Annotated in this window: 14 protein-coding genes; 7 read left to right on the top strand and 7 right to left on the bottom strand. The window is 73.9% G+C overall.

Going from position 1 to position 19,531, the window contains the following annotated elements; translation table 11 throughout:
* The first annotated feature begins 75 nt into the window (after positions 1 to 75).
* The 4 genes from AB0K07_RS10540 (at position 76) to AB0K07_RS10525 (ending at position 7,361) form a co-directional block, all read left to right on the top strand.
* Entirely contained in the window at positions 76 to 2,679 is a 2,604-nt protein-coding gene (locus AB0K07_RS10540; protein ID WP_363754264.1) for a fibronectin type III domain-containing protein, read from the top strand.
* A gap of 28 nt (positions 2,680 to 2,707) precedes the next feature.
* Positions 2,708 to 3,703, top strand: coding sequence for a MoxR family ATPase (locus AB0K07_RS10535; protein WP_363753114.1), 996 nt, complete (start codon positions 2,708 to 2,710; stop codon positions 3,701 to 3,703).
* Positions 3,704 to 3,717: 14 nt separating this feature from the next.
* A complete protein-coding gene (locus AB0K07_RS10530) occupies positions 3,718 to 4,908 on the top strand; it encodes a DUF58 domain-containing protein (RefSeq protein ID WP_363753112.1) in 1,191 nt (396 codons plus the stop codon).
* A gap of 119 nt (positions 4,909 to 5,027) precedes the next feature.
* The gene (locus AB0K07_RS10525; protein WP_363754262.1) at positions 5,028 to 7,361 is read left to right on the top strand and encodes a transglutaminaseTgpA domain-containing protein; all 2,334 of its coding nucleotides are present in this window, start codon (positions 5,028 to 5,030) and stop codon (positions 7,359 to 7,361) included.
* A gap of 96 nt (positions 7,362 to 7,457) precedes the next feature.
* Here the strand turns inward: AB0K07_RS10525 and AB0K07_RS10520 are convergent, their stop codons facing one another.
* The 4 genes from AB0K07_RS10520 to AB0K07_RS10505 form a co-directional block, all read right to left on the bottom strand.
* On the bottom strand, positions 7,458 to 7,982 hold the full coding sequence (locus AB0K07_RS10520; protein ID WP_363753110.1) for a hypothetical protein: 525 nt from the start codon (positions 7,980 to 7,982) through the stop codon (positions 7,458 to 7,460).
* Entirely contained in the window at positions 7,969 to 8,976 is a 1,008-nt protein-coding gene (locus AB0K07_RS10515; RefSeq protein ID WP_363753107.1) for a hypothetical protein, read from the bottom strand. Before AB0K07_RS10515 ends, AB0K07_RS10520 begins: the two co-directional genes overlap by 14 nt.
* Before the next feature lie 259 nt (positions 8,977 to 9,235).
* On the bottom strand, positions 9,236 to 10,027 hold the full coding sequence (locus AB0K07_RS10510) for an SDR family oxidoreductase (protein WP_363753104.1): 792 nt from the start codon (positions 10,025 to 10,027) through the stop codon (positions 9,236 to 9,238).
* Positions 10,024 to 11,007 carry an LLM class F420-dependent oxidoreductase gene (locus AB0K07_RS10505; RefSeq protein ID WP_363754259.1) on the bottom strand — a complete coding sequence of 328 codons (984 nt, stop codon included), beginning with the start codon at positions 11,005 to 11,007 and terminating at the stop codon, positions 10,024 to 10,026. The genes AB0K07_RS10510 and AB0K07_RS10505 overlap by 4 nt, the downstream gene beginning before the upstream one ends.
* Before the next feature lie 154 nt (positions 11,008 to 11,161).
* Between AB0K07_RS10505 and AB0K07_RS10500 the strand changes: the two genes are divergently transcribed.
* Positions 11,162 to 12,382 carry a low temperature requirement protein A gene (locus AB0K07_RS10500; RefSeq protein ID WP_363753101.1) on the top strand — a complete coding sequence of 407 codons (1,221 nt, stop codon included), beginning with the start codon at positions 11,162 to 11,164 and terminating at the stop codon, positions 12,380 to 12,382.
* Positions 12,383 to 12,433: 51 nt separating this feature from the next.
* The gene (locus AB0K07_RS10495) at positions 12,434 to 13,297 is read left to right on the top strand and encodes a DUF1028 domain-containing protein (protein ID WP_363753098.1); all 864 of its coding nucleotides are present in this window, start codon (positions 12,434 to 12,436) and stop codon (positions 13,295 to 13,297) included.
* Between the two features lie 6 nt (positions 13,298 to 13,303).
* Here AB0K07_RS10495 and AB0K07_RS10490 read toward each other — a convergent pair whose 3' ends face one another.
* Positions 13,304 to 13,972: a maleylpyruvate isomerase N-terminal domain-containing protein gene (locus AB0K07_RS10490; protein WP_363753096.1), complete on the bottom strand. Its 669-nt coding sequence runs from the start codon at positions 13,970 to 13,972 to the stop codon at positions 13,304 to 13,306.
* Between the two features lie 8 nt (positions 13,973 to 13,980).
* Entirely contained in the window at positions 13,981 to 14,868 is an 888-nt protein-coding gene (locus tag AB0K07_RS10485) for a phosphatase PAP2 family protein (RefSeq protein ID WP_363753094.1), read from the bottom strand.
* A gap of 193 nt (positions 14,869 to 15,061) precedes the next feature.
* Between AB0K07_RS10485 and AB0K07_RS10480 the strand changes: the two genes are divergently transcribed.
* The gene (locus tag AB0K07_RS10480) at positions 15,062 to 15,685 is read left to right on the top strand and encodes a DUF3159 domain-containing protein (protein WP_363754256.1); all 624 of its coding nucleotides are present in this window, start codon (positions 15,062 to 15,064) and stop codon (positions 15,683 to 15,685) included.
* 314 nt (positions 15,686 to 15,999) lie between these two features.
* Here the strand turns inward: AB0K07_RS10480 and AB0K07_RS10475 are convergent, their stop codons facing one another.
* Positions 16,000 to 18,891 carry a glycoside hydrolase family 48 protein gene (locus AB0K07_RS10475; RefSeq protein WP_363754253.1) on the bottom strand — a complete coding sequence of 964 codons (2,892 nt, stop codon included), beginning with the start codon at positions 18,889 to 18,891 and terminating at the stop codon, positions 16,000 to 16,002.
* Between the last annotated feature and the right edge of the window lie 640 nt (positions 18,892 to 19,531).

Below are 19,531 nucleotides of genomic sequence, written 5' to 3'. Positions count from 1 at the left end.
GAGGGGTCGCCGCGAGGCGGGCCACCTGCCACGACTCAGGGGAGGCAGCCGGCTGTGGCCAGCATCGAGGACGCCGTGCGGACCGACGCCCCCCGATCCCGGTCCCGGTGGCGCGGCGGGCTGGTGACCGTCGGCACGGTGACCGCGCTGCTGGCCGCCATGGGGCTGACCGTGCTCGGGCTGGGCGCGGCGGACAACGCGGTGGCCAACTACGACGCGAGTTCGTGGCTGTGGAGTGCGGTGCGCAGTGAGCTGGCCCGGGTCAACGGGGTCACCGCCCGCGTGGACACCCGCACCGAGATCCCGGCCGCTCGCCGGCACCCGATGCAGGTCACCCAGACCGACCGGCTGCTGATCCTGCGCGACCTGCAGACGGGGCAGGTCAGCTCACTGGACCTGGCCACCCTGCAGCTCACCGCGACCACCCGCACCACGCCCGGCCTGGGCGTGAGCGTCGCGCTGCACGAGGACGCGGCGTTCGTCGTCGACGCCGTGCAGGGCATCGTGCGCCAGCTCGACCCGCGGTCGCTGGCGCCGGTCGGTGAGCCGGTCCGCTACCCGCCGGGCATCACCGGTGGCACCTTCGACGGCGAGGGCCGGCTCTGGATCGCGGTCCCCAGCGAGGGCACGGTGTCGGCGATCACGGCCGCCAAACTGCCGTCCGCGCCGGCGTCGGCCGCGCCGGCCGGTGGCGGGCTCAGCCCCGAGCGGGTCGAGACGTACGACGTCGCGGAGGCCAGCCACGAGTTGGTGGTCTCCACGCTGGACGACGGGGTGGCGGTGCTCGACCGCACCGCCGGGAAGCTGGTGCGGGTGCAGCGCGGCGAGGTGCACCTGACGCCGCTGAAGCTGACCGGTCCGGCGGCGCTGCCGGCCCGCACCAGCGGCCCGCGCGTCCCGGTCACCGTGTCTGCTGAGCGGCGGGTGCTGGTGGTGGGTGACGCCGGCGAGGAGCGGGCGTTCACCGTGCCGGGCAGCGGTGACCGGCTCAGTCCGGCGGTGGCCTGGGCGGACCGGTTCTACTGTGCCGACGAGGCGACCGGCACCATCTACTCCTTCGACGCGGGCGGCCAGCTGGTCGACACGATCCGCGGCCGGGCGAACGGGCCGTTGGAGCTGGAGGTGCGGGAGAACCACCTGTTCATCAACTCTCCCGACTCGGCGACCGCCCGGGTGGTGGACGACAAGCACCAGGTGCGCGAGGTCGACAAGTACGCCAACGACGTGCTCGGTGGCGACCCGCCGCCGGCTCCCCCGCCGCCGCCCCCGCCGAAGAAGCCCCGGGTGGGTAAGCCGAGCGCGCCGCGCAGTGTCACCGCCGCCGCCGGCAACGCCCAGGCCCGGGTGAGCTGGCGGCCGGCCGCCGCGAACGGCGCCGAGATCATGAAGTACGTGGTGCAGGGCGCCGGCCAGCGCCTGGAGGTGGGCGCCAACCAGCGTGCGGTGGAGGTCAAGGGGTTGACCAACGGCGAGACGTACCGGTTCGCGGTGCACGCCGTGAACGCCAAGGGCGACGGTCCGCCGCGCAGCAGCAACCCGGTCACCCCGACCGCCGCCGTGCCCGATCCGCCGGCCAGCGTCACCGCGCAGGAGCGGCCGGACGGCACGGTGCTGGTGAAGTGGCCGGCGGCGAACGGGCAGGGCAACAAGATCGCGAAGTACGCGGTGACGGCCAGCTCGGCGGGGACGAACGCGCCGGCCGGCGAGTCGACGAAGACCGAGCTGGTGGTGCCCGCCGGGGAGCTGGAGTTCGGCACCCAGTACGCGTTCACCGTGGTCGCGGTCAACGACAAGGGCGCCGGGTCGGCCGCGTCGCCGGTCAGCAACACGGTGGTGCCGTTCGCGGCGCCCGGCCGGCCGCTCGATCTACAGGCCGGCACGGTCGCCAACCAGCCGGGCGCGATCACCGTGCAGTGGGCGCCGGCCGAGGCGAACGGCCGTCCGGTGACGAAATACCTGGTGGACGTCGGTGGGCGCAGCAGCGAGGTGACCGACACCCGCACCACCGTCACCGGGTTGGGTAACGGCCAGAACGTCACGGTGAAGGTGAAGGCGGTCAACGAGGCCGGGCCCGGCCCGGAGGCCACCGCCACCGCCCGCACGGTCGCGGAGCCACGGGTCACGGTGACCGGCTCGTCGGCGACCGCGACCTCGGCGACCGTCACGTTCACGGTGGACGCCGGCGGCGGGCAGGCCACGTGTTCGGTGAGCACGCCGGGCGAGCCGGCGAAGGCCGGGCCGTGCTCCAGCATCACGGTGCCGGGCCTGACGCCGGGCACGGCGTACACGTTCACGGTGACCGCCAGCAACGCCGCCGGAAAGGGCACCGCCACCAGAGCGCAGACCACCGACGCGCTGTACGGCGTCGCCACCTGCCGCAACGGCGCCTCCGGGCCCGAGTCGACCTACTGCGACAGGGACGTGAGCGGCCGCAACGGCAACGAGGTCTTCTCGGTCACCCGACAGGACAACGACAAGCAGGTCGGCTGGGCGAAGCCAGGCACCCGACTGCAGGCGTACTGCAAGAAGTCGGGCGAAGAGGTGTACGCCTACATCTACAACAACGACAAGCGCAGCACCTGGTGGGTGCAGGTCAACTACAAGGGAAAGAACTACATCCCCTGGGCCTGGCTCAACCTGGAGGGCGGCGACAACATCAACGTCCTGCCCACCTGCTGAACCAGCCAGGCAAGGAGCACCACCGACCGTGAACACCCACGAGCCGCTCACCCAGCCGGAGGTGCAGGGCTTCGCCGCCCTGGCCGCCCGGCTGGCCGAGAACGTCAACGCGGTGGTGCTCGGCAAGCCGCAGGTGGTCCGGCTGGCGCTGACCGCGCTGTTCGCGCAGGGTCACGTGCTCCTGGAGGACGTGCCCGGGGTCGGCAAGACGACCCTGGCGCGGGCCATCGCCGCGACGGTGAAGGGTCAGTGGCGGCGCATCCAGTTCACCCCGGACCTGCTCCCCTCGGATGTGTCCGGTGTGACGATCTTCAACCAGGCGACCCGGGACTTCGAGTTCCATCCCGGGCCGGTCTTCGCCAACATCGTCATCGCCGACGAGATCAACCGGGCGTCGCCGAAGACCCAGTCGGCGCTGCTGGAGGTGATGGAGGAGCGCACGGTCACCGTGGACGGGGTCCGGCACCCGGTGCCCGCGCCGTTCCTGGTGGTCGCCACGCAGAACCCGGTGGAGATGGACGGCACCTACCGGCTGCCCGAGGCGCAGCTGGACCGCTTCCTGGTGAAGCTCTCCATCGGCTACCCGGATGAGGCGGTCGAGATCGAGGTGCTGCGCGGCGCGACGGTCCGCTCCCCCGAGGCGCTCACCCCGGTCACCGACACCGCCACCGTCGGCGAGATGGTCCGGATGGCCCGGCGGGTGCACATCGCCGAGCCGCTCTACGCGTACGCGGTCCGGCTGGCCGCGGCCACCCGCTCTCACCAGCACGTACGTGTCGGCGTCAGCCCCCGGGGCGTCATCGCGCTGACCCGTGCCGCGTGCGCGTACGCGCTGATCGACGGGCGCGGCTGGATCATGCCGGAGGACCTGAAGGCGCTCGCCGAACCGGTGTTCGCGCACCGGCTGCTGCTCACCCCGGACGCCCAGGTGCGTGGGATGACCGCCGCGGAGGTGCTGCGCCAGGCCATCGCCTCGGTGCCGGTGCCGCTGCCGTCGGGGCAGCCGGCGCCGGTGCAGGGCTGACCGGCAGCAGCGGCATGGGGATCACCGCCCGCGGGGTCGGGCTGCTCGTCGCCGCCGTCGTCCTGCTGGGCGTGGGGTTCCGGTTCGCGTACCCCGAGTTGACGCTGCTCGGCGCGGCGGCCGGCGTGGCCGTCGGCTACGCCGCGCTGACCGCGGCCTGGCGGCCCCGGCTGGTGGTGGCCCGCCGCGCCGACCCGGACCGGGTGGCCCGGGGCGAGCCGGCGAGCATGACGCTGACCGTCCGCAACGCCGGCCGGCTGCGCTCGGCGAATCTGCTGGCCGAGGACCGGTGCGCGGACCGGACGGTGCCGGTGCCGCTGCTGCGCCTGCGACCAGGGCGGGACACGGAGGTCCGCTACGACGTGCCGACCCACCGTCGGGGGGTGGTGCCGGTCGGGCCGCTGCGGGTGACCCGGCGCGACCCGCTGGGTCTGGTGGCGCTGGCCCGCCCGTACGGCGCGAGCACACCGGTCTGGGTGCATCCCCGGGTTCACCCGTTGACGGCGGTGCCCACCGGCGCGGGACGCAGCCTCGACGGCCGGGTGGACGGCGTGCCGCACGGGTCGATCACGTTCGACTCGCTGCGGGAGTACGTGGTGGGCGACGAGCTGCGCCGGGTGCACTGGCGCACCAGCGCCCGGGTGGGTGAGTTGATGGTGCGGGAGAACGTGGACACCAGCCTGCCCCGCCTGGTCGTGCTGCTGGACAACCGCGCCGCCGCGCACCCGGAGCGGGTGGACGGGGTGGCGGAGTCGTTCGAGTCGGGCTGCGAGGCCGCGGCGTCGATCGTCACCGCCGCGCACCGCGCGGACCTGCCCGTGCTGTTGCTGCTGGTCGCCCCCGAGCAGGCCACTTCGGCCGAGCGGGCCGGCGGTGGCGACGACAACCCGACGCACGGGGAACCGCTCGGGCCGCTGGACCGGCTCGCCGCCGCCGAGCTCTCCGGCGACGGCGACGCGCTGCGCGCGGCCACCACCCGGCTGCGCCAGGACCGGCTCGGCGACACGCTGATCTTCCTGACCGGGCCGGGTGGCCGCGGCGAGCTGGGGCACGTCGGCGCGCTGCGCGGCGCGTACCCGTCGGTGGTGGTCGGGGTTTTCGGCGCGGCCGAGCCGACGCCGCCCGGTACGGCCGGCCTGGTGGTCGTCGACGCGGCCGACGGCGCGCAGTTCGCCGCCGAGTGGGACGGGGTGCGCCGGTGGTGACGGACGCGGGCCGGCAAGCCCCGGCGAGCCCCGCCGGGCCGACGGGGCACCCGACGAGCGCCAACGCGGGGACACCGCCCGACGGCTCCGGGCGGCCGGGCACGGGCCGGCCCGGTCGGGTGGCGCGGGTGCTGCGGGCCTCCGTCGTCCCGCTGGCGCTGATCGGGCTGACCGCGCTCGCCGGGGTGGTGCTCGGCCGGGTGTACGCCGGAGACCTGCTGACCCGGCTGGTCATCGGCGCCGCAGCCGGTTCGGTGCTGGTCAGCGTGGCCGCCCGGCGGCTGCCCTCCTGGCTCGTGGCGCCGGTGTCGGTGACCGCGATGGCGGGCTGGACACTGTGGTCACTGCGGCTCGCCGCCGCCCGCGCCGAGCTGCCGGGCAGCCTGCTGGAGGTGACCGCGGACGCCGCCCGCAACGGCATCCCCCGGCTGCTGACGGCGATGATTCCGGTCGAGCCCACACCGGACACGGTGCTGGTGCCGGTGGTCGCCGCCTGGCTGGCCGGGCTGGCCGGCGCCGAGGTGGCGCTGCGCACCGGCCGGGTGCTGCTGGGCTACCTGCCGGCGGCCGGGCTCTACGCCGCCGCCCTCTACGTGGTCGGCCCGAACGCCGACCCGGCGATCGGGGCGACGCTGGCGTTCGTCGCGGTCGCCGCGGTCGGCCTGGCGGCGCCGGCCGGCGCACGACCGGCCGGCGGCGATCCGGTCGCCGACCTCGCTCCCCGGGTCCGCGCGGCGGTGCGGGTCCGGCTCGCGGCCACCGCGGCGCTCGGGGTGGCCCTGGTGGTCGGGCTGGTGGCGCTGCTCGGCCCGGTCCTCGCCGGCCAGGTCGACGGTCGGCCGGTGGACCCCCGGCGGTACGTGGAGCCGCCGCAGGTGCAGTCACTGGACGAGAACCCGCTGATCCGGATCTCCGGGTGGGCCCTGCACCCCGAACAGCAGCTGCTCGACGTGACCACGATCGGTCCCGGCGCCCCCACCGCGCCCGCCGGCGCCAGCCCGAGCGGCGGGCCGGACGGCGACACCGACGGCGAGCCGGGTACGGCGGACGACGCCGGTGGCAGCGTGCGGATCCGGCTCGCCGTGCTCAGCGACTACGACGGGGTGACCTGGCGGGTCGGTGCGACGTACCGCAACGCCGGTCGGATCCTGCCGGCCGCGACGCCGGCCCGGGACAGCACGGTGCAGACGGTCCGGCAGCAGATCACCGTGGCCGAGCTCAGCGGTCGGCTGCTGCCCGCCGTGGCCACCCCACGCGAGGTCAGCGGCGCGCGGGTGGCGTACGACCCGGCGACCGGGACGCTGATCCGGCCGGAGGGGCTGACCCCGGGGCTGCGGTACACGGTGACCTCGGCCCGCGAACGCCCGGACAACAACCTCCTCGCCACCGCGAACGTGCCCGCCGGGGAGGAGGTGGCCCGGGTGCTGCGGGTCGCCGACGGGGTGCCCGAGCCGCTGCGCCGGCTTGCCGCGCAGCTCGCCGAGGAGAACGGCGCCCCGTACGCGCGGGCCACGGCGATCGAGCAGTTCCTGGCCGAGCACTACCGGGTGGTGGCGGACGCGCCGAGCGGGCACGCGTACCCGAACCTCGGCTTCTTCCTCTTCGGCCCGCGCAACGGCGGCGGGCAGCGGGGCACCTCGGAGCAGTTCGCCGCCGCGTTCGCCGTGCTCGGCCGGCTCTCCGGGCTGCCCACCCGGGTGGTGGTGGGCTTCGAGTCCAGCGGGCAGGGCCCGGTGCGGGCCGGCGACGCGTACGCCTGGCCGGAGGTGCTCTTCGACGGGTTGGGCTGGGTGGCGTTCGACCCGCTGCCCCGCCCGGACAACGAGCCGAGGCCGGTGGAGGAGGACTTCCGCCCGACGCCGGAGGACCCGCCGCCGTCGGAGGCGCCGGCGCCCACCGAGGAGCCGAGCGCCTCGCCGGAGCCGGTGGCCGCCGTCGACGAGCCGACCGGTCGGGGCGGGGTGTCCACTCCGGTGCTGGTCGCGGGCGGCAGCGGTGGCCTGCTGCTGCTGGTGGGAGCGTTGCTGCTCACCCTGCTGGCGATGCGCCGCTCGCTCACCCGCGCCCGGCTGAGCCGGGGCGACCCCGGCCAGCGCATCGCCGGCGCCTGGCGGGAGGTCACCGACGCGCTGCGGCTGGCCGGGCGACCGGTCGGCGACGACCTGGCGGCCACCGAGGTGGCCGGGCACGCCCACCAGGCCCTCGCCGAAGCCCGAGCGGGCACGACCGGCGACGGTACGACCGTCGACGGGCCGGCCGTCGACGAACTGGCGGCCCTGCTCAACCAGGTGGGCTTCTCCCCCGGCGCCGCGACAGCCGACCAGGCGGCCCGGGCCGCGGAGGTGGCCACCGTCTACGTGGCCACCCTGCGCTCCGCCCGCCCCTGGTGGCGCCGCCTGCTCTGGTCCATCCACCCGTCGCCCCTGCACCGTGCCCGCCGGTCCCCGCGGTGATCAAGAGCTTCGCGTCGCCTGCGGACCCATTCCTGACGCCTGGCTCTTGATCACCGGGGGCGGGGGCGGGGGCGGGGGCTTGGGCGGCGAAAGACGCTATCGTGCCGGTGATCGAACCAGGCCGACGCGCCGACCGTAGTTGGCGGCCACGGCGATGACGAGGGGCCCCCATGCGACCAGCGGGGCGTAGTAGGGCAGCACCTCCCAGCCCGGAGCCGGATGTGCCGGCTCGTCGCGGCCTATCCCCACCCAACCGCGCTCCACAAAGTGGAAGCTGCTGTTCAAGAAGAGATACACGCAGATGGCGACGAGCAACGAACCGCCGGTCAGCGCGACGAGCACGACTGGGCGCGCCGGAATCGGACGGCCCCCGAGCAGCGGCACCCAGTGCGGAAGTCGTTGTCCCCAGCGTTGCACCAGGCCGAGTGTCAACAGCGCCAGCCCCATCGACAGGGTGGACAAGAAGATCATGTACCACGGGGTGGCGGCGTCGTCGGTGAACACGAAGGACAGTCGCCAGACCGCGGACGGCAGGACGCAGAGCGGGACGGCGTAGGCGGCCCAGACGGCCCAGGGTGGCGGGGGCGCGGCCCAGGCGCGGTTGGAGTCAGTGAGGTCCATCGGTGCTCCGATCTTTGAGGGCCAGAGCCGTTGGGACTCCGGCGGTCTGCTCCTGACGCGGCCAGGTGGTGAGGGCATAGCCGGTGGTCGTGACGCCCAGCGACACTCCCCAGGCGAGGAACACCAGCAGCGTGGCGGCTACCGCCCACCCCTCCCACACGTCCGACCACCGCAGGTCACCCGCGAGTAGTTGGCCGACGAACACCGCGACGCTCAACACGCCGTAGGTGACCAGGGCGAGCGCCACCACCCCGGCCGGGATCACCGCCAGCAGCCGGGGAACCCGTCGACCGTGCAGCCCCGGCACCCAGCGCGGGAACTGCTGCCCCCACCGCTGTACCAACCCGAGAACGAGCAGGCCGGCCAGCGGCGGGACGAGAGTGATCGCCGCACCCGTCTGCGTCGAGAGATTCAGGTGGATGTCGTTCAGTTCCCGCTCGGATATGCCGAACGGAACGCCGAGCACCCAGAGCGCGTGCGGCACGGCCCAGCCGACCACCGGCAGCGCGACAGCCGCGTACGCCCAGAGGCGCGTCCACCGCGGCACCGGCTGGTAGCCCGGAGCCACCGGTCCGCGCTGGGGACCGGATGCGTTCGCAAGGCCGGCGAACAGGACGCCACCGGCCACCAGCGTGAGCCGAGCGCCGAGGTCACGCCAGTCCGACGGACGCCCCGCCAACGCCGCCGGGACCTCGAAGAGCAGGTGCAGCGGGAACGAGACGACCAGGAGCAGGGCGCCCGCCGCCCAACTCCCGGCGGCCGTGGCGCGGCCCGGGAGCCGAGTCGCGCACACAAGGATCATCGCGAGAGCGACACCGACTCCCACCGCTCCCCATCCGGCCCAGAACGGCAGCGTCTGCACGCGGTCCGCGCCGCATCCACCCGCCGGATCGACCAGATCAGTGCGGTCGCAGGCGGTGTACCCCCACCGGCCACCCGCGATCCAGTACAGACGCAGAGCAACCTCACCGACGACGAAGACGACGCATGCCACCGCCCACGGTCTGGCCGCGTCGTTGGCTGCGGATCGGTGCGTACGAGCGGAACGGTCCGACATGAACCAATGATCTGCGGCGATGGGCGCGCTCCTCCTCCCCGGCAGACGGGAATGCACTCCCGCAGCTGGGGGATGGCCTCTGCGCTTGGTTCACGGGAGGCTCTCCGGGCTGCCGACCTGGGTGGTGGGCTTCCGGAGCGAGCGCGCATCTCCTGCCGCCCGGCGCGTTGCGGTGCGGTAGCGGCAGGGAGACGGGTCAGGCGGTCAGGCGGCGGACGAGCTTGCGCAGGCCGGCCTGCCAGCCGTCCGGGTCCTCGGCGCGGCGGCGCGCGTACCCGGCGACCTCCGGGTGCGGCAGGATCAGGAAACGCTCCTCGGCCAGCCCGGCGACCGTCGCGTCGGCGACCTGGTCCGCGGTGAGCACCGCACCGGAGGCGGCGATCACCCGGGCGCCCAGGTGCCCCTCGGCGATCCCCTCGGCGAGCATCGGGGTGTCCACCCCCTGCGGGCAGAGCGCGCTGACCCGGATGCCCCGGTCGCGGTAGGTGATGGCCAGCCACTCGGCGAAGCCCACGGAGGCGTGCTTCGTCGCGGTGTACGCGGCATCGCCCACCGCGGTCAGCACGCCCGCCGCCGAGCAGGTGTGCAGCAGGTGGCCGCCGCCACGGGAGAGCATCCCGGGCAGCACCGCGCGGGCGGAGTAGACGTGGGCGAGGACGTTGACCCGCCAGGCCCGGTCCCAGCCGGCGTCGTCGACCTCCACTCCCCCGCCGGTGCTCACGCCCGCGTTGGCGCAGAACAGGTCGATCCGGCCGTACCGCCGCTCGGTGTCGTCGACCAGCGCGCGGACCTGGTCCTCGTCGGTGACGTCGAGCGCGCTGGCGTGCGCGACCGGACCGATGCCCTCGGCCACCGCGCGGGCCGCGTCGGCGTCCAGGTCGGCGATCACCACGGCTGCGGCGCCCTCGGCGGCGAACCGGCGGGACAGCGCCGCCCCGATGCCGCCGGCTCCTCCGGTGACCACGACGATCCGGTCGGTGAGGTTCACGTCGACGCTCCTACGGGGTCGGTGCCCAACTGGGCGATGAGGGTGGTCAGCGCCGCCGCACCACCGGCGGTCACCTCCGGGGTGGGCAGCAGCGCGAAGACGGGCACGTCGACACCGGCGTCGGCGTAGCGGCGCACCTCCGCGCGGCACTGCTCCGGCGAGCCGTGCAGCACGAGCGCGTCGACCACCTCGTCGGGCACCGCCGCGCTGGCGCCGCGCCGGTCACCGGCGGCCCACGCCTCCCACATCGGCGCCAGCACCTCGTCGCGACCGAGCCAGCGGTGGAAGTCGGCGTACGCCGGGACGGTGAGGTAGCTGGTGATCAGCCGGCGACCCAGCTTCCGGGCGTACCCGGCGTCCTCGGTGGGGCAGACGAAGATCCGGGCGGCGACCTCGAAGCCGGCGCGGCGCTCGCCCAGCTCGGCGAGGGCGCGCGGCACGTCGTCGGCGCTGAGCCAGTTGAGGATGACTCCGTCGGCCTCCGCGCCGGCCAGCCGCAGCATGCCGGGGCGCAGCGCGGCGAGCAGGATCGGCGGGGGCACCGCCGGCGGCCGTTCCAGGGTGAACCGGCGCACGGTGAAGGTGTCGTAGACCTCGTCCACGGTCTCGCCGCGCAGCGCGGCGCGCAGGAAGCGCAGGACGTCCCGGGTCCGCCGGAACGGCTCGTCGAACCGCACGGCGTTCCAGTCGCGGACCAGCACCGGTGAGGACGCGCCGATGCCGAGCGCGAACCGGCCCGGCGCGGCCTCGGCCAGCGCCGCCGCGCTCATCGCCAGCAGCCCGGGCCCCCGGGTGAAGACCGGGGTGATCGCGGTGCCCAGCCGCAGCCGGGGCTGCCAGGCCGCGGCGAGCGCCAGCGGGGTGAACGCGTCGGTCCCGGCGACCTCGGACGACCAGACGTCGGTGAATCCGGCCTCGTCGAGCGTCGCGTAGACCGCGGCGTGGTCGGCCAGCGGGATCCCGCCCAGCGGCACCGTCATGCCCCATCGATTCGTCACCGATCGATCGTGCCCGTTGACCGGGTCCACGAGCAAGATCCCCGGACCGGGCGGATTTGCCGGTAACGGGCCGCCCGGCCGGTCTCACGGTGTACGACTGCAAGGTGGACCGGACCGACGGCACAGGCCGCTGATCGTGGGTTTCGGGGCGTCGGGGCGCCTGGAGCCGGTGTCGGCGGGTGCCGCCCCGGGCCGGGCCACCTTCCTGGAGCTCTTCTTCGACGTGGTCTACGTCTTCGCGCTCACCCGGATCTCCACCCGCGCGTTCGAGGACCTGACCCACGAGCCGGGCCGGGTGCACGGCTGGGCGGCGGTCACCGGGAGCGGCAAGACGCTGTTGTTGCTGCTCGCGCTCTGGGCGGTCTGGCAGGGCACCGCGTGGACCACCAGCCGCTACAACCCGTACAAGGTGCCGCTGCAGACCGTCGTGATGATCGCGTTGGTCTCCAGCATGGTGATGGGCGTGGCGATCCCACGGGCGTTCAGTCAGACGGGGCTCATGTTCGCGCTGGCCTACGTCGTCGCGCAGGTGTCCCGCCCGCTGATCCTGTCGATCGCTCTGGGAGCGCATCCGTACCGCCGGCTGAAGGTGCGGATGGCGGTGGTGTACGCCACCAGCGGCGTGTTCTGGATCGGTGGGGCGATGCTGCCGACCAACGCGCAGGTGGCGTCCTGGACCCTGGCGCTGGCCATCGAGTACGTCGCCGGTCGGACTGGCTGGCCGGTGCCGGGGCTGGGCCGCTCGACGATGTCGAAGTGGGACATCGCCGGCGAGCACCTGGCCGAGCGCTACCAGCAGTTCTTCCTCATCGCGCTGGGCGAGACGATCCTGGTGGCCGGTTTCGCCTACAGCATGGGGCCTTACGAGGCGGGGCACGCGTTGGCGTTCGCGTTGGCGCTGGCCACCACGATCGTGCTGTGGCGGATCTACTTCCAGCGCGCCGGGCAGATCCTGGGCGAGGCCGTCGCGCAGGCCCGGCATCCGGCCAACATCGGCCGCTCGGCGGCCGACACCCACCTGCTGATGGTGCTCGGCCTGGCCTCCACCGCGGTCGGCTACGAGCTGATCATCGAGCATCCGCTGGAGCGGGTTCCCGGGTCGTGGCTGGCCATGATGCTCGGCGGACCGGCGCTGTTCCTGGCCGGCCGGGCCCGCTTCGAGTACGAGGTGTTCTCCCGGGTCTCCCCGTCACGGTGGATCGCCATCCTGGTCCTGGCGGCACTGGCGGCGCCGCTGCTGTTCGTGCCCGCTGTGGTGGCGACCGCCGCCGGGGCGCTGGTGCTGGCCGCCGTCGCGGTCGCCGACGCCCACCGGGCGCGCGGCGCTCCGCCGGAGGCGGCCGCGACACCGTTCTGAGCCATCGAGGCGCGCCGATGCGATGTCGGTGCGGCAGGTTAATCTCGGCGGGTGACCTTCTCCCTCGTCGCCCGTTCCGCCGACGGCCGGTTGCACGGCGTCGTCGTGGCCAGCAAGTTCCTCGCCGCCGGGGCGCTCGTGCCGGCGGCGGAGGCCCAGGTCGGCGCGCTCGCCACCCAGGCGCACGTCAACCTCGCCTACCGCCCGCAGGGGCTGGCCCTGCTGCGCACCGGGGTGCCGGCCGCCGACGTGGTGGCCGGCCTGGTCGCCGCCGACGCCGAGCGGGAGCACCGCCAGCTCGGCGTGGTCGGCGCCAGCGGTCCGGGCGCCAGCTGGACGGGGCCGGCGTGCCATCCGTGGGCGGGTGGGCGCACCGGCGACGGCTGGGCCGCGCAGGGCAACATCCTTGCCGGCCCGGAGGTCGTCGACGCGTTGGGCGACGCTTGGCTGGCCGGCTCGGCGCTGCCGTTCGCCGAGCGTCTGGTGGCCGCGCTGCGCGCCGGTGACGAGGCCGGCGGCGACCGGCGGGGCCGGCAGAGCGCCGGCCTGCTGGTGGTCGAGCCCGGCGGGGGATACGGCGGCAGGAGCGACGTGCTGGTCGACCTGCGCGTCGACGACCATCCCGACCCGGTCGCCGAGCTGGGCCGGCTGCTCGCCGTGCACACCATGCTGTTCAGCCGGCCCGACCCGGCCACCCTGCTGGACCTCAGCGGCGCGGTCGCCGACGAGGTGGCGGCGTTGCTCACCGCCCTGGGGCATCCGGTCGGCGACGACGGGCCGGAGGCGGCGCTGGTCTCCTGGGCCGGGGTGGAGAACCTGGAGGAGCGGCTGGTGCCGGGGCGCATCGACCCGGTGGTGCTGACGCACCTGCGTGGCGTCGCCCCGCACGTGCCCGCGCCCCGCTCCGCGAGCTGACCGGGGTCAGCTGCCGAAGGCGAGCCAGCGGAACCGGGCGGCGTCGATCGCGGCCCGTTCCGGGGCGGTCAACGCCGCCCGGCCGGTGGTCTTGCGGATCAGGGTCAGCCGGTCCCAGCTCAGCTCCGGCGGCACGGGTCGCCCGCCGGTGAGCAGGTCGGCGATCACGGCCGCCGCCGGAGCGGTGAGCCACGGCGGGCGGTCCAGCGCGTCGGCCAGGTCCAGGCCGTGCACGCCCACCTCGACGACCCGGGTCCGCAGGAACTCGACGAGGAGCATCGCGTCGCCGTGGCGGGTGCGCACCACCCGCCCGGGCGCGGCGGCGGCGACCGCGGCGTCGGCGGCCCGCCAGGCCCGGTCCAGGTCGCTCGGCAGCGCCGTCCGGTCCACCTGCCGCGCGTCCCGCCGGCCACCGGCGATCCGGTCGGCGTCCACCTCCGGGGTGAACTTCGCCGCACCGAAGTAGGCGGCGGCGTCCACCTCGGCGCGCGGCGGGGCGGGCGCGGCGAGCATGTCGGTCAGCCGGCCCGCGCCGGTACGCACGTGCGCGATCAGCTCACGGACGGTCCACGGCGGGCAGCCGGTCGGCCGGTCGAGGTCGGCGTCGTCCAGCTCGGCCAGGATCTCGGTGAGTCGGGCGCACTCGGCGCGGAACGCCGCGCGGACGGGATCCACCGGCGGCTCTAGCCCTTGACCCGTGGCACCAGCCGGTGCACGACGATGAGCACCAGCGCCATCACCACCGCCATCGTGCCGGCGATGCCGGCGGCGCTGCCCGCGTACCCGACGAAGAGCGGCCGCCGGCTCAGCTCGTCCGGCCCGGTGTCGCGCAGCTCGACCAACCAGGACAGGGCCAGAACGCAGGCGATCAGGGCGAGCACGCCGGTGACGCCGAGCAGCAGGGCGGCGAGCCGGTGCGCGTCGCCGGGGGCGACCTGCGCCTGCTCCCGCTGGGTGATCAGCAGGAGCAGCCCGGCCAGCGCCGCCCAGACACCCACCACCAGGTACGCGGCGACGGCGTCGCTGGGCCGGTGCCAGCCGGCGGAGAGGGTGGCCACGCCGGCGACGGCCGCGTAGGTGGCGCCGAGGAAGGCGCCGACCGCCCGCACCTTGCGCGGCAGCACGAGCACCAACGCGACCGCCACCGACGCGGCCACCGCGGTGTGCCCACTGGGGAGGCTGTTGCCCACTCCCGCGCGTTCCGGGTCGAGGCCGTAGTCCGGCCGGTCGAGGCCGTACTTGAGCAGCTGGGTGGAGAGGTTCGCCCCGGCGATCAGCAGGGTCGCGGTGATGGCGAGGGCGATCCGCCCCCGCATCAGCGCGATGAACCCGATCGTCGCGGTGGCGGCCAGCAGAGAGACCACCGACATCGCGTTGAGGAGCGTGTCGACCGGTCCGTCGATGCGATCCTGACCGATCCGGTTGCCGGTCAACGCGACCGTGTCGATCCACTGGCCGATCTCGGAGTGCACGGCCACCCGCCAGACGGCGAGGAAGGCGGCCGCCTGGACGAGGGCCATGACGACCAACCAGACAGCGGTCCAACCCCTTGCCGTCGCGCGCATCCGCACACCGTAGCGGCAGGTGTCAGCCGGGCGTGCGGTGGCCCACCGGGCGCGGCGGTTAGGTTGGGACGGAGGCGAGGAGGTGGCGGTGAGCGGCACACCGGAGCGGGACCCCGGCCGGGCCGCGCCCGACACGGACCAGCGCGGCGGGGTCGGGACGGGCCCGGATCGGCCGGCCCGGGCCGAGTCGCTGGCGGACCTGCTGGGCGGGCGGGGCGGCGCCATCGACGCCACCCTGCCACCGCTGGCGTTCGCCGCCGGCTGGCTGCTCGGCGGGGAGTCGATCTGGGCCGGGGTCGGCGCGGCGCTGGCCGTCGGCGCGGTGGTGGCCGGCGTCCGGCTGCGACGCGGTGACCGGCCCCGTTCGGTGCTCATCGGGCTGCTCGCCGTCTGCGTCGCCGCGCTGATCGCGGTACGCACCGGCCGGGCCGAGAACTTCTTCCTGATCCAGTTGCTCTCCAACGCCGCCAGCGCGCTGGCCTGGGCGGTCAGCATCGTGGTGCGCTGGCCGCTGCTCGGGGTGCTGGTCGGCGCGGCGCTGGGCCAACGCTCCCGGTGGCGGCGCGACCCGGCGCTGCTGCGCGGGTACGCCCGGGCGAGCTGGGTCTGGACGGCGACCTATGTGCTGCGGGTGGCGGTGTTCGTGCCGCTGTACCTGAGCGGGCAGGTGCTCGCGCTGGTGGTGGCCCGGGTCGCGCTGACCTGGCCGCTGGTCGCGGCGGCGCTGGCGGTGAGCTGGGTGGTGCTGCGCCGGTCGCTGCCGCCCGGGCACCCGGGCTTGCGGCACCCGGTCACCGAGAGCCCGGCGACGCCGACCGGATGATCCGGCCGGGCGGGGGATTTGGCGCAAAATAGTGGAGAGGCCGCCACGGGGGGAGCGGCCTCTCCGGTGACGTACGTTACTCCGTTGCGGTCGTCGGCGTGATCCCGTGACGGCCCGAATTTCTGGGCTTTTTCGCGGCTGCCTCCAGTCCGGGCGGTGGGGTGGGCCGGCTGACCCGCTGCGTCGGCCGGATGGCCGGCCCACCCCGGCCTGACCGTGGGTGTCAGGCCGTCCGCCGGCCAGGTCCCGTCGTCTCCTGCGGACCCGGGCCGGACCCCGGGGTGGGCGGGCACGCACCCACCCCGGGATGGCTGTCAGCCGTTGGGGAAGAGGTTGCCGTAGTCGGCGTACGCCATGGCGACGTCGGCCTGCGCCCAGAACCGGTGGTAGTTGAAGCTGGGCTCCGCACCGCCGTTGAGGTACGCCTGCACCTTGGGCCAGTCCGGGTCGTTCTTGTAGAACGACCGGATGTCGAGGAAGCTCTTGCCGGCGGCGATGGTGTCACCGTTGGGCATCTTCCCGGTCCAGCCCGGCGGGACGTAGAGGCCCTGCCCGGTGGCCGCGTCGTAGGTGTCGTCGAAGCGCCGGTAGTCGCCGCGCTTCTCCGTGGTGGACACACCCTTGGCGTCGCTGGCGGCGTGCAGCGCGTCGAGCAGCCCCTTGGCGGTGTTCTTGGCCGCCACGTCGCCCGACTTGGCCGCGTACGCGATGAGGGTCCGGGCGTAGGCGGCGGCGACGCCGACGTCCTGGCCCTTCACGGTGACCTCCACGTGCAGGTTGGTGTTGGGTTGCGGGTTGGTCGGGTTCCAGGTGGTCGGCTGGCCGGTCCACTTCATGTCCGACGGGATCGACCAGTTGGTGCCGACGGTGGTGTTGGCGATCGCCCAGGGCACCCACTTGTCCAGCAGCGCCTTGGCCTTCGCGTTGCCGGTCTGCAGGTACAGCTCGGCGATCCGCTGCATCGACCAGGCCTGCATGCCGAACCACTGGTTGGACGGCGGGTCGTTGTAGACCGGGTCGACGTCGTAGTACATGCCGTAGAAGGTGCTGGTGCCGGCCGGCGGCTGGCCGTAGTTGCCGCCCCAGCTGTTGGTCGCGCCGCCGGCGATGCCGCCTTCGGCGGACTGGAGCCAGGTGTAGAACTCCAGCTGCCGCTCGAAGCTCTTGGTCCAGTCGGCGGCGGCGGTCGGCGACTGCGGCTTGAGCTCCGGGGTGTTGGTCAGCGCCCAGGCCGCGAACGGGTTCTGGTAGCCGAAGTGGTTGTGGCTGGAGCCGATCCGCCAGGACCAGTTCTGGTTGGTCTCGTACGCGCCGCCCCAGGCGTAGTACCAGGACAGCAGGTAGTGCGCGGAGTCCTTGCCGCTGCCGGCCGGGCAGGCGCTGGCCCCGACGCAGTTGCCGATCTTCTTGAAGTACTTGTCGAACATGGCGTACCGCAGGTAGTCGCCCATCTTGGCGGCCTTGGCGACGGTGGCGGCCACGTCGGCCTGCTTGCCCTGCGCCTTGGCCCAGGTCAGCGCCCAGTACGCGGCCTGCACGGCGCGGGCGTCGGCGTCCGGGGCGTTGGTGTACTTCCACTGCTTGGCCGGGGCGGCCGACTCCTTGATGAACAGGTCCAGGTAGCCGTACTGGCCGCCGGCGGTGAAGGTGTCGCAGGACGGCTGCGGCACGGTCTCCCACACCGACTCCTGGGTGCCCCGCTGGAACGTGTTGATGTACGCCGGCCTGGTGGTCTTGTCGCCGCAGCGGCCGAAGCCGTAGGTGTTGTCCACGTCGATCAGCCAGTGCATGCCGTAGATGTCGCCGGTGCCGTAGGTGGACTGCAGCTCGCCGCGCAGCGGGTCCTGGCCGACCGACACCGACGGTTCCAACTGCGAGGGGTACTGGCTGGGCAGGTCGTGCTCGGCGGCGTACTGCGGAGTGCCCGCGGCCCCAGCCGTTGGCTGGTCGGAATGATTCGGAATTATGTATTTCTCCATGACGGTCCAGGCGTTGTTGAACGGTGCCCAGTTCTGCGTCACGCGGCCGTACTGTGCCTCCAGCCAGAGCCAGAAGCTGAACGCCTCCGAGGTGGTCTCGTGCCCGTGGTCGGGCGCCTCGACGATCAGGGTCTCCACCGAGTGGTACGGCACGCCCTCGGGGCTGAAGTATCCCGAGTTCTTGATCTTGCCGTACTGGTCGAGGAACCGGGTGACGTAGGTGTTGTCGCCGCCGGGGGTGTCGTTGTCCACCTCGGTCGCGGTGATCGCGAGCGGGGCGTAGCCGGTCGCCGAGGCGGTGACGGTGGCGGTGCCACTTGCGGTGTCGGCGTCCTCGGCCGCCGCGACGGTGACCGTGGCCCCGGTGTTCCAGTTGCTCGGGGTGAGGCTGACCGTGGCGGGTGAGACGGTGATGTCGGCGTCGCCGGTGCGGGCCAGGGTGACCGGCACCGTCGCCGTCGGAGCGGCGCTGAGCTTAAGGTTGACCGTGGAGCTGCGGCCCTCGGCGACAGTGACCGCGGACGGCGTGGCGATCAGCGTCGGCCCGGAGGCCGCGGCCACCGTGAACGACCGCTCGGCGGTGGCGCTGAGGTTGGCGTTGTCGTACGCCTTGGCCTGCACGGTGTAGGCGCCCGCCGGCAGGTCTTCGAGGGTGTAGCCGTACGGGGCGGTGGTGTCGGTGTTGACGAGCAGGCCGTTGCGGTAGAACTCGACCTTGCTGATGGTCCCGTCCGGGTCGCTGGCGGTGGCGGTCAGCGGCACGTCGGCCGGTGCCTCGAACGGGCCGGCCGGCACGGTGAGCCCGACGGTCGGCGGCTGCTGGGAAGCTCCGCCGCAGGTGACCCCGTTGACGGCGAACGAGGTGGGCTTCGCGTTGGTGCCGGTGTAGGAGCCGTTGAAGCCGATGTTGGTGCTGGCGCCGGTGCCGAGGTTGCCGTTCCACGACTCGTTGGTGGCGGTGACCTGGTTGCCGGTCTGGCTCCAGCGCGCCGACCAGCCCTGGGTGACCCGCTGGTTGCCGGGGAAGGCGAACGTCAGCGTCCAGCCGGTGAGCGGGTCGCCGAGGTTCTTGATCGTCACGTTGGCGCTGAAGCCGTTGTTCCAGTCGTTGGTCGCGTAGACCACGTCGCAGGCCGGGGCGGCCTGCGCGGCGCCGGCGGGCAGGGTCACCCCGCCGACGGCGAGCGCGGCGGCGGCGATGATCGCCACTCGGCGGCGTCGTGCCAGATGTCTCATGTGCGCGGTGTCTCCTCGGACCAGGCCGGGGGTGTGCCCGGCGGGGCGCCTGCCCGCGAGGGTGGTGGTGCGCGGGGGATGCAAGGCGCCGGGAAGGTGGTCTCCCGGGCCCGGGCCGGGGGTACGGCGGTGCGGCCCGCACGGGACGGGTCCCGCCGGCTGCGTCGGGTGGCCGTGACCGGAGGTCGTGCTACCGGTTGCCCTCGGCGGACCCGCCTCCTCGCGATCTGGCTCCTGTCGCGTCAAATCGACAGTGTGCCATGGAAGCGCTCCCACAACAAGCGCGCGGCAACCCGGATAGACGCCATGTTTCGATCTCGTTTTGGGTCTTTCACAAAGCCGTGACGGGGGTTACAGTCGCAGCATCGTCGATGGGAGCGCTTCCATCGATGATGGTTCCAACTCGAAGATCACCGGGGTCGTCTCTGACGAGCCCGGGGAACCAGCCCGAAGGCTGACGACGGGCCAGCCCGGACGCCGCCGTCAGCCATCATCCCGCCACACGGAGGGAGGTGGAACCAGAGCCACTCGCGTGGCCCGGCTCCCGCGCGACACGCACGGCAGGACCCACAATCCGCCCGTGTGTGTGCAGTTACGGTGGGGACGGGGGTTGCCCTCCCCCGTCCCCACA

The sequence above is a fragment of the Micromonospora sp. NPDC049301 genome (assembly GCF_040678715.1).
Lineage (GTDB): Bacteria > Actinomycetota > Actinomycetes > Mycobacteriales > Micromonosporaceae > Micromonospora.
This window is presented reverse-complemented; position numbering and strand designations above follow the sequence as displayed.